Source organism: Noviherbaspirillum sp. Root189 (genome assembly GCF_001428545.1).
GTDB lineage: Bacteria > Pseudomonadota > Gammaproteobacteria > Burkholderiales > Burkholderiaceae_D > Noviherbaspirillum.
Window position 1 is genome coordinate 58129 of record NZ_LMHZ01000022.1, and the last position, 11298, is coordinate 69426.

Below are 11298 nucleotides of genomic sequence, written 5' to 3' on the forward strand. Positions count from 1 at the left end.
AGCGGTACGGCAAGCCGGTAACACCGCAGACCCCGCTGTCGGCGGCGGTCGAAGCAAGAACGAACGAGAGTAAGAATAAGCAGCTCGAAATGTCCACACTGTTGTAGATGCCACTAAATCGAGATTGGAGAAGACTATGAAGACGAAACTCATTCACGCATTGCTGCCCGCTCTGCTGGCCGCCGCCTTTGCCAGCACTGCCCATGCGCAGATCAAAGTCGGTGTAACCGTGTCCGCCACGGGCCCGGCGGCATCGCTCGGCATCCCTGAAAAGAATACCTTTGCGTTGCTGCCCAAGGAAATTGGTGGCAAGACTGTCGAGTACATCGTGCTCGACGACGCTTCCGACACGACGACAGCGGTCAAGAACGCACGCAAACTGATTACGGAAGACAAGGTCGACGTGCTGGTCGGTTCTACCGTCACGCCAAACTCGCTGGCGATGATCGATGTCGCTTCCGAATCGGAGACGCCAATGGTTTCGATGGCAGCCTCTGCCGCCATCGTTTCGCCGGTCGACAATCGCCGCCGCTGGGTATTTAAAACCCCGCAGAACGATTCCCATATGTCCACGGCGATTACCAGCTATATGGCTGACCATGGCGTGAAGAACGTCGCCTTCATCGGCTTCTCCGATGCCTATGGCGAAGGCTGGTTCCGCGAATTCTCGAAGCTCGCCGAAGTGCGCAAGATCAATATCGTCGCCAATGAGCGCTTCGCCCGTACCGACACGTCGGTGACCGGCCAGATCCTCAAGATCATGGGCAGCAATCCGGACGCGATCCTGATCGCCGGCTCGGGCACCCCGGCCGCGTTGCCGCAGAAGACGCTCAAGGAGCGTGGTTACAAAGGCGTGATCTACCAGACCCACGGCATCGCAAATAATGACTTCCTGCGCGTCTGCGGCAAAGACTGCGAAGGAACATTGCTGCCCGCAGGCCCACTGCTGGTCGCAGAGCAACTGCCCGACAGCAATCCGGTCAAGAAGTCAGCCCTGACCTATAAGGCAGCCTATGAGAAGGCCTATGGCGCAGGCAGCGTGTCCACCTTCGGCGGCCATGCGTGGGATACCGGCGTGCTGTTGTCGGCTGCTATTCCGGAAGCACTGAAGAAAGGCCAGCCTGGCACCAAGGAATTCCGCGTCGCCCTGCGTGATGCGCTGGAAAACCTGAAAAACGTCCCGGCATCGCACGGCATCTTCAATATGGGTCCGACCGATCACCTCGGCCTCGACCAGCGTTCACGCGTGATGGTGCAGATCGCCAACGGCAAATGGAAACTGGTCGGCAACGCGAACTGATTGCGGCCGGTACCTGATCAAGGCGCGGCACCGTCCGCGCCTTTTTAAACGACATTCATTGCCGGGATCAACATGGATTTATCGATAGCTGCCATTCTTGCGCAGGATGGCATTACCAGTGGCGCAATCTATGCGCTGCTGGCACTGGCCCTTGTGCTGGTGTTTTCCGTTACGCGCGTCATCTTTATTCCCCAGGGTGAATTTGTTGCTTTCGGCGCCCTCACCCTTGCCGCCATTCAGGCGGACAAATTTCCGCATTCCGCCACCCTGCTGGTCGGACTTGGCATACTCGCTTTTATCCAGGAAGTGTATTTTGTGTTGAGGAATCCGCAGAGCCGGCTCACCGCCCCACGGGCGGTAATGATCAGCCTGGTCAAGTTCGTTCTGCTGCCCGTCGCAATTTACTTCCTGACACGCAGCGTTGCGTCGCCTACCCTGCCGCTTCCGCTTCAGGTCTTGCTGACGCTGCTGATCGTCGTGCCGATGGGACCGATTATCTATCGCCTTGCATTCCAACCGCTGGCGGAAGCCACTACCCTGGTATTGCTCATCGTATCGGTCGGCGTGCATTTCGCCATGATGGGACTCGGCCTGGTGATGTTCGGCGCGGAAGGATCGCGTACCACACCGTTTTCCGATGCCCGCATCGAAATCGGCACCATGACGATTTCCGGCCAGAGCATTGTGATCGTCGGTGTCTCGATCGCGCTGATCGCTGCTCTCTATCTTTATTTCGAACGTACGCTGACCGGCAAGGCCTTGCGCGCGACTGCCGTCAACCGGGTGGGTGCGCAATTGGTCGGCATCGGCACGACGCAGGCCGGCCGTCTCGCATTTACACTGGCTGCCGCGATGGGCGCCCTGTGCGGCGTACTGATTGCACCGCTGACCACCGTGTATTACGACAGCGGATTTCTGATCGGCCTGAAAGGCTTTGTTGGTGCCATCATCGGCGGACTGGGAAGCTACCCGATTGCCGCCGCGGGCGCCGTGCTGGTCGGTTTGCTGGAATCGTTTTCTTCTTTCTGGGCCAGTGCCCTGAAAGAGGTCATCGTATTCACACTGATTATTCCCGTTCTGCTATGGCGCTCCCTGACTTCCAAGCATGTCGACGAGGGAGATGAATAATGCGTAAATCCTTCATCGCCTTCATTGTCGTCGTTGCGCTGCTTCCCATCCTGCCTACGCCGGAATTCTGGATTACGCTGGCCAACTATATCGGCCTCTATTCCATCGTTGCGCTGGGACTGGTTCTCCTCACTGGCGTTGGCGGCCTGACCTCATTCGGCCAGGCGGCGTTTGTCGGCCTCGGAGCCTATGCCACCGGTTACCTGACAACCCAGTTCGGCATATCGCCCTGGATCGGTATGCTGACCGGCATAGTCATTACGGCTGCAGTCGCCTTCCTGATCGGCATGCTGACCATGCGCCTGTCCGGTCATTATCTGCCGCTTGGCACCATCGCATGGGGCTTGTCGCTTTACTACCTTTTCGGCAATCTGGATTTCCTCGGTCGCTATGACGGACTGACCGGTATTCCGTCGATCAATCTGTTCGGCTATACCCTCAACACCGGGCGCGAGATGTATTTCCTGATCTGGCTGGTTGTGCTGCTGGCAGTCATCGCCATTCAGAATTTGCTGAATTCCCGACCCGGGCGGGCAATCCGCGCGCTGAAGGGAGGCGGCGTGATGGCCGAGGCGATGGGCGTCAATACCGCCTGGATGAAGATTGTCATCTTCGTCATGGCCGCCGTACTCGCTTGCGTATCGGGCTGGCTGTATGCGCATCTCCAGCGCACCGTCAACCCGACACCCTTCGGACTCAATGCCGGTATCGAATATCTGTTCATGGCGGTCGTCGGTGGCGCTGGTTACGTCTGGGGTGCAATTCTGGGTGCCACATTAATCACCCTGCTCAAAGACCAGTTGCAATTCATTCTGCCAAAACTGCTGGGTGCCAACGGCAACTTTGAAATCATCGTGTTTGGCGTGATGCTGGTGCTGCTATTACAAAATGCGCGTGAAGGTCTGTGGGCCTTCGTGCGCAAGTTGCTTCCGCAGAAACCACAGGCCATCGCCCCCGACAGCGCCGCCCCGCTGCCGACCCGTGCCAAGCATGCGCGTGGTGAAACCGTGCTGCAGGTCATCAATGCACGAAAGCAGTTTGGCGGACTGGTGGCGGTCAATGATTTGAACTTCGAAGTCAAGGCAGGGGAAATCATTGGCCTGATCGGTCCAAACGGCGCCGGGAAATCGACGATGTTCAATCTTGTCACCGGCGTGCTGCCGGTCACCAGGGGCGAAATCCGCTTCCGTTCCCATGGCGAACTGAAGCGCATCGATAACCTGAGTTCGCGCGAGATCGTCAAACTGGGTATCGCGCGTACCTTCCAGCATGTACGGCTCATGTCTACCATGAGCGTGCTGGAAAACGTTGCCATCGGCGCCCATCTGCGGGGCGCGCATAATGACGTCACCGGTATCGCAACCAGTATCGCGCGCCTCAACCGCGGTGAAGAGCAGGCGCTGCTCTTTGAAGCGAAGAAGCAACTGGAACGCGTTGGTCTGGGCAACATGCTGTATGAAGAAGCCGGCAGTCTCGCCCTTGGGCAGCAGCGTATTCTGGAAATCGCACGCGCGCTGTGCTGCGATCCGACCTTGCTGCTGCTCGACGAACCTGCGGCCGGCCTGCGCTACAAGGAAAAGCAGGCACTGGCCGAGTTGCTCAACAAGCTGCGTGGCGAAGGAATGAGCGTGCTCATCGTGGAACACGACATGGACTTCGTGATGAACCTGACGGACCGCCTGGTGGTGATGGAATTCGGCACCAAGATTGCCGAGGGACTGCCACTTGAGGTGCAGCAGAATGAAGCCGTCCTCGAAGCCTATCTTGGGGGCGTCGAATGATTACGACAGGAAGAGTGCAATGACGACCCCCATACTGGAAATCAAGGACCTGCACGTTGCCTACGGCAAGGTGGAAGCGCTGCACGGCGTCAATCTCAAGGTCGGCAGTGGCCAGATCGTCACCGTCATCGGGCCCAATGGCGCCGGCAAATCCACCATGCTGAACGCCATCGCGGACGCGTTGCCGACGACCGGCACCATGCGCGGCGCGGTGTCATTGATTGGACGCGACATGAACGGCGTGCCGGTTGAAACTCGTGTTGCCCACGGCATGTGCCTTGTGCCTGAAAAACGCGAGCTGTTTTCTTCAATGTCGGTGGAAGACAATCTCCATCTCGGCAGCTACCGTCGCTACAAGGCGCGCGAGAAGGGTTATGCGGACCAGCTTGAGGTGGTCTATGAACTTTTTCCACGGCTGAAAGAAAGGCGCAAGCAGGATGCCGGCACCTTGTCAGGCGGAGAGCGTCAGATGCTCGCACTCGGACGGGCGTTGATGGCCAAGCCGCAGTTGCTGATGCTGGATGAACCCAGCCTTGGCCTTGCGCCATTGATCGTCAAGGAAATCTTCAACATCATTGTGAGGCTGAAGGCAACCGGCGTGGCGATCCTGCTCGTCGAGCAGAATGCACGTGCCGCGCTGCAGACAGCGGATTACGCCTATGTGCTTGAAACGGGCGATATCGTCCTCGAAGGTCCGGCCTCGCAGCTCGCGCATGACCAGAAAGTGATGGATACGTATCTGGGATTGGCGAAGAAGGCGAACTGACCAAGGTCAATTTGCAGTTTTGTATCGATAATGTTCTTCGGTAGGCAGCAACGATAGATAGCATTAAGGACTTCAGGCATTCCTTTCAAGCCATCGGTCACAGCAATCAGAATGTCGTTGCAGCCACGCGTATTCAAGACGTTGAGCACCTTCATCCAGAATTTCGCGCCCTCGGTGTCCTCGATCTTAAGCAGGAAATGCCAGCACTTTGCGTGCCGTCATGTCACGTGCGTACATGGCAATGATCTGGCCGTCAAAGGCGGCAAAGCGCCATTCATGCGTACTGATCAGTTGCGAGCCGAACGATCCCTGGCGGTCACGCGGGATGGCGATGCGCAGCGCGCCTTCTCATGCGGCGCCATGTCAAGCACACCGGCGTTGCGCGCGGCCCGTTGCGCAAGGGGCAAAAACGCAATGAAAAATCCCCGAGCAACTCATGGAAACTCAAGCTCAACCAGAACGCGTACGCTCATTCTCTGACGTTTCCTCTGTTGCCTATAGCTGCGTCTGCCAGGTAATAGGAGCGTCCTTGACAGAAAATTTCAAGACACCGCCACCGGAAGATATATCAATCCACCCCGAGCTTTTCCCAAAAATGACATGGCGAACCCCAGTAAGGAACCACAAACCCTCTTCTAACCACATACCAACATTCGCATACAGGCGGAGCTGCATGCTCCCTGGGTTCTGTCGCGCCACCCGTTTAAGAGGTACTCATGAACTTTTCTCAAATATTTTCACGCTTATGTTCGTGCGTCTCAACTCATCACCTGAATGACTCTGATGGCTCCGTACCAAGGGTGGCTCCGCCAGAAAATCCTGCAAATCCCATCGCCGGGGAATCGTTAACGCCAGCGCTGTCAAGCCGCGCTTCGACCGCGAACCAAATAAATAGACGCATTCAACGCTCACAGCATCAGGTGGACGCGTCGAATACATCATTCAAATCTTTGCAAGCGCCGCTGTCTATTCAATCGCAATCGCAATCGCAATCGACGGACGAAGCGCGCGAGAGCACACCGCCCGTTGTTTTTTGGGACCTTGATCTGCGCTCGGAGTATGAAGATGATGTTGATACGCCACCAGCCAGCCCGCATGCGGCGACATTCGCTAGCGACGCAGGGGCGAGCGAAGGCGAACCGACCCGAGATCAAGCACTAACCGCGCTTTATTTGGGAAACTTTGAGGAAGCGTTCTGGATTGACAACTACCTTGAATCTCCGGCATTAAATATGGAAACTTTCGTCGAGGCAGCGCTCACCGATGACGAACACATCCGCGTTGACAACGATAGCCAAATACCATGGGCGGTGAAGTTGGCGACATACATGCATGATCAAAAATTCTCCCACCAACACATAGGCGAGTTCATTAACGCATTAATTAATTACCATTCAGAAGGAAATCCTCCGCCATCGGAGAAAGTAGATTTAATTAATGCGCTTTTCACGAATATGCGTCCGTTCATGTATGAACACATTGATTTGTTCGCTCTTAACAGGGGCGACAAATTACGATTTCTGCAAACGCATCTTGGCGCCGATCCAGGTAACGAAGAACATCTTTTCACTAAGAAACAGCAATTGCTAGCCGGGTTTGAGTCAGGAAACTTCGAACAGGCGTTCGACATCGAGAGCCAGTTTGACTACCCGATATTACGTATGCGAACTCTCGTGCTGGCGACACTCGCCAAGGACCGGGAACACCGAACATCATGGGCGGCGGGTTTGGCAAAGGCCATGCACGATCAGGATTTCGCCCCCCAACACATAGGCGAACTCATCAACGCATTAATTAACTGCCCGTCAGATTCAGAAGGAAACTTTTCGAACTTGGAGAAGCAAACTTTCATTCAGGCGCTTTTCACGAATATGCGTCCGTTCATGTATGAACACATTGATTTGCTCGCCTTGAGCAGGGAGACCAAATTACAACTTATGCACGCGTATCTTGGGAATGATCAAAGCGAAGAAACACATCTCTCCATCAGCACACAGCAATTGCTATACGACGAAGAGCGACTGCTGTATGACGTCGATGGACATGCCTTCCCTCAACAGCGCCATCGAGATGACACCGAACGCATCGCGTTTGCGAAAAGTGTGGACCTCAATATCAATACGGAAGAAAACCGGTCCTTGTTCTTTCAAGTGCGTGGGAAGCTCGGCGTAGAAGACCGTGGTCTCTTACTGAGTGATTGCGCTCGAGTCTACCTCCATCTCCTTAACAAGGATTCCGACAGCAGAGCCCGAGCAGCATCGTTGTCCGCGCCTGAGATCAGTTTCCCGAGGATAGGGTATGAGGAATATGAAAAAACGCCTTCCGTCCATACTGCGAAAGCATTGCTCCCCAAGATACTCGATCTTAGAGCGACGCCCGAGATTTCTTCTCCCGCGAAGCCGGGAACGCTATTTATGCCAATTGAGCAACGCAATCATCCGGAGTTAGAAACGGCATTCAATCAGATACTCGATGCGATTAACGATAACGATCCAAAGGCAACCCCCAAACGAGAAACGTTGGCGGAGTTTTACCTCTATTGTGTTGCAGCTCTGTCTCTTCGTCAGGACTCCACGGTAACCGAGATAGACGCCATCGACCGTGCAACAGAAATCACGGTGAAGCTACGCCCCTTTCTGGACTCGATTGGCAACATGCATCTTGGTAAGGAACGCTCCAAGTTGACCGGCATTCTGGCGGCCTACGCAATTGGAGAAGACAACACGCTCGCGAAGCATGTTCAAGAGTTGCTTAGCAAAATCCCCAAATTCCCGCCTCTTGTTATCGCGTTGTTGGCCATTTTCCAGGACGAAAAACTGCCCGAACCGCTGATCGGATTACTCGGCAACCAGCGATGGAAGAAAACGGATCACTTCAATGCTGTATTAACAAGCATGCTTGCCATCTCCGCATCCGCAGTCTTTACGCCTGAGCAAAAAGAAAAACTCATGAAGGCAAGTTTTGCGACACATGACAGAATCCCTAATGCCTCCAATACAAGTGCGCAAGATTTTCAGCGTCATATGTACATCATTAAGGCAGCGCTTAGTCTATTTCCCAAGGAGGAAGATGCCCACCGCAATAATGTGGCATTTGACCTGCGAAAGCTGCATTTATTGCTTGTTAGGACCGATAGTCCAGAAAAATTAAAAGCTGTTGAACGTATGCTCATGCGCGAGTTGCTTCAGCTGCATGACATCAGCGACGCTCGATTGGAAAAGGTCCGTTCAGGATTATTGTCGAAATTCCGTCGCCCGGAAGAACTCCTGCTCTATCTCAGCAAGCTGAAACCATATGTGGCAAGTCGCCAGGATCAGCGCCCCCACATAACCTTGGCCAATTGGATAAGTGTTTATTTCAGCCACGACAGCCATGAACAGGCCGAACACGCCTTCGAAGCTTTCCGGAACGATTTCGCACAATCGCCGCAGTTGGCATATCTAGACGAAAAATATCGAAAGACATTTCCAGAGACATTGGATGCATGGCACGAACTTCAATCTCCTGTAGACGTGGAATCACCACACGGGCCCAATGGGACGGTGCAACCACCCAAATACTCTGCCATAGAATCCATCAAGGCAACTGATCTATTCCTGGCAGGGTCAGAGTGCGCGGGCAGTTGCCAAAGCCTGGATGGCGGCGCCGATATGAATGTTGCGCTTCTCGGCTACGCCACGGATGGTAAAACCCGCATGCTTACGATTAAACCTAAAGGTCAGGAGGACGCGCCGATAGTCGCTCGGCGACTGCTACGCATCATGGAAATGGAATCGGACTACTACACAGGTCCGGCAATCATGTTGGAACAACTTTATAAAAATTCCGGATTCGATAAAAAAATGGACGAGGCGTTGATCGCGCTAGCGCGCAACAAGGCCATCCAAATGAAATGTCCCCTAATGAGTGAAGATCCGGATGATACATACAAGTATTTCGATAGCACATTGTTCTCGAAACTGGCTGGCGCGGGTGTCGAGTATGTCGATGCCTTGCGAGATAAGATGGAAGGCAGTTCCTTCTCCATATTAAAATTGTCAATGGTTTGGGGGCCCGATGCGATCACACTCGCTCTGGAAAAAGAAGATGAGAGCGATGATTTGTCAGAATCGCATCAATAACACATTCCCGAAAAGGCTTTGTTTAACAGGTACGAGAAGTTCTTGTTTTCAAAATTCTCATCCTGAAATCCAATAGAAGGAGGATACCTACAAGGAAAAAGCGAGCAGGAGCAGATCGCAAACGCAAGAAAACCTGTGAATCGAATTCCCTGATATAAATGCGAACAAAAACAACGGTTTTTCTCTGCTGGTGATCGCATGACATCGCACAGCGATGCAGTCGTCAAAGTAAAGCAGAAGCTGCAGTTCATAATCGCTCAAGCATCACAGCGCCGCGCTGTGATGTGTCAATCAAGCCGGTGTAAAAAATCGCTCGCTCATTTCTTCAAGACCAAGAGTCTGCATCATCTCGCGTAAGCGCTCGCTCGGGCGGGCGCGCGGCAAATCCTTGAACGTCGCGATGATCAGTTCATTTTTCATTGAATGCTCCCAACCAACCAGTTCGGTGACGTTGACCTGATAACCATGCGCTTCCAGTTGCAGACAGCGCAACACGTTGGTGACCTGACTCCCAAACTCTCTGGTGTGCAGAGGATGTCGCCATATCTCGGTCAGTACGCTCTTGCCGATCGCCTTGCCTTTGTTTCGCTTTAAGACGGATGCCACTTCAGCCTGGCAACAGGGCACAAGCACGATAAACCTGGCCTTCTTTTCAAGTGCGAAACGGATTGCGTCGTCAGTAGCGGTATTACAGGCATGCAGTGCAGTCACCACATCGACGGTTGCTGGAAGTAGTGGCGAAGTAATGGAATCGGCGACGGAAAGGTTCAGGAACGACATGCCAGGAAAGCCGAGCTTCTTTGCTAGCTCTTCGGACTTTTTGACCAGTTCGTCGCGGGTTTCGATACCGTAGATATGAGCATCCTTGTCGAGAGACTTGAAAAACAAGTCATACAAGATAAAGCCCAGATAGGATTTTCCGGCACCGTGATCTACCAGGGTCAGCCGGGGTTGATCTTCGAGAACTTGTTTCAGCAACGGCTCAATGAACTGGTACAGGTGATAAACCTGCTTGAGCTTGCGCCGACTGTCCTGGTTCAGCTTGCCGTCACGCGTCAAAATATGCAGTTCTTTTAACAAGTCGATGGATTGACCCGGCTTGATTTCAGGAATGTTTTGCATGGAAGGAGTCCTCGGTGGCCGCACGAGGAGATTCGATGGAATCGGCGGCCTGCTTCTAGGGGTTGCGACGCCCCCTGATGGAATGGCGCGCCTGGAGAAGCAATGTCAGTAAAGGCGGAATTTTACCTTAGATCCGGAGGGTTCCCGAGAGGCGGTGCAGAAGGCCAAAATGTTTCTGAAGTAGCAAGATGTGGTGCGCGTGGCGACGGTCCAGGCGCACCACACATCAACGCTATCGCTGTCAGAATGCAGGAATGCCCGTCTGCGCACGGCCCAGGATCAGCGCATGGATATCGTGTGTGCCCTCATAGGTATTCACCACTTCGAGATTCACCATGTGACGGATCACGCCAAACTCATCCGAAATACCATTCCCGCCCAGCATGTCGCGTGCCATACGCGCCACATCCAGTGCCTTGCCGCAGGAATTGCGCTTCATCATCGACGTGATTTCCACGGCTGCGGTGCCCTCGTCCCTCATGCGACCCAGACGCAGGCAGCCCTGCAGACCCATCGTGATTTCAGTCTGCATGTCAGCCAGCTTCTTCTGGATCAGCTGGTTGGCTGCCAGCGGCTTGCCAAACTGCTTGCGGTCCAGCACATACTGGCGGGCCGTGTGCCAGCACGATTCCGCCGCACCCAGTGCACCCCNAGCTGGTTGGCTGCCAGCGGCTTGCCAAACTGCTTGCGGTCCAGCACATACTGGCGGGCCGTGTGCCAGCACGATTCCGCCGCACCCAGTGCACCCCAGGCAATGCCGTAGCGTGCCGAATTCAGGCAGGTGAACGGTCCCTTCAAGCCACGCACTTCCGGGAACGCATTCTCTTCCGGACAGAACACGCCATCCATCACGATTTCACCGGTGATCGATGCGCGCAAACCAAACTTGCCATGGATCGCCGGCGCCGACAAACCCTTCCAGCCCTTTTCCAGCACGAAGCCACGGATCGCACCTTCATCATCCTTGGCCCACACCACGAATACATCGGCAATCGGCGAATTGGAAATCCACATCTTGCTGCCGGTCAGGCTGTAGCCGCCGTCCACCTTCTTAGCCCGGGTCACCATCGAACCGGGATC

At 54.4% G+C, this 11298-nt stretch carries 7 protein-coding genes and 2 pseudogenes; 5 read left to right on the forward strand and 4 right to left on the reverse strand.

The genetic code is table 11. From position 1 onward, the window contains the following. Window positions 1-136: 136 nt before the first annotated feature. From ASE07_RS14285 to ASE07_RS14300, 4 genes are all read left to right on the forward strand, one after another. Entirely contained in the window at window positions 137-1300 is a 1164-nt protein-coding gene (locus ASE07_RS14285) for an ABC transporter substrate-binding protein (RefSeq protein WP_057291508.1), read from the forward strand. A 72-nt stretch (window positions 1301-1372) separates the two neighbouring features. After that, complete coding sequence (locus ASE07_RS14290) at window positions 1373-2428, forward strand: branched-chain amino acid ABC transporter permease (RefSeq protein ID WP_057291509.1); 1056 nt, start codon at window positions 1373-1375, stop codon at window positions 2426-2428. Further along, window positions 2428-4209, forward strand: a complete 1782-nt coding sequence (locus ASE07_RS14295) for a branched-chain amino acid ABC transporter ATP-binding protein/permease (protein WP_057291510.1) — start codon at window positions 2428-2430, stop codon at window positions 4207-4209. Before ASE07_RS14290 ends, ASE07_RS14295 begins: the two co-directional genes overlap by 1 nt. Before the next feature lie 19 nt (window positions 4210-4228). Further along, window positions 4229-4975: an ABC transporter ATP-binding protein gene (locus ASE07_RS14300; protein ID WP_057291511.1), complete on the forward strand. Its 747-nt coding sequence runs from the start codon at window positions 4229-4231 to the stop codon at window positions 4973-4975. Between the two features lie 53 nt (window positions 4976-5028). Here ASE07_RS14300 and ASE07_RS29770 read toward each other — a convergent pair. Next, window positions 5029-5323: pseudogene (locus tag ASE07_RS29770) on the reverse strand (transposase); the annotation flags it as partial. Window positions 5324-5691: 368 nt separating this feature from the next. On the opposite strand from ASE07_RS29770, the gene ASE07_RS14310 reads away from it, so the two are divergent. Next, entirely contained in the window at window positions 5692-9096 is a 3405-nt protein-coding gene (locus tag ASE07_RS14310) for a hypothetical protein (RefSeq protein WP_156396638.1), read from the forward strand. A 291-nt stretch (window positions 9097-9387) separates the two neighbouring features. Here the strand turns inward: ASE07_RS14310 and ASE07_RS14315 are convergent, their stop codons facing one another. The 3 genes and pseudogenes from ASE07_RS14315 to ASE07_RS29780 form a co-directional block, all read right to left on the reverse strand. Then, on the reverse strand, window positions 9388-10218 hold the full coding sequence (locus tag ASE07_RS14315; RefSeq protein ID WP_057291514.1) for a class I SAM-dependent methyltransferase: 831 nt from the start codon (window positions 10216-10218) through the stop codon (window positions 9388-9390). 241 nt (window positions 10219-10459) lie between these two features. Beyond that, window positions 10460-10869, reverse strand: a 410-nt coding sequence (locus tag ASE07_RS29775) for an acyl-CoA dehydrogenase family protein (protein ID WP_268793426.1), incomplete at its 5' end; no start/stop codon positions are given. A gap of 1 nt (window position 10870) precedes the next feature. After that, window positions 10871-11298: pseudogene (locus ASE07_RS29780) on the reverse strand (acyl-CoA dehydrogenase family protein); the annotation flags it as partial.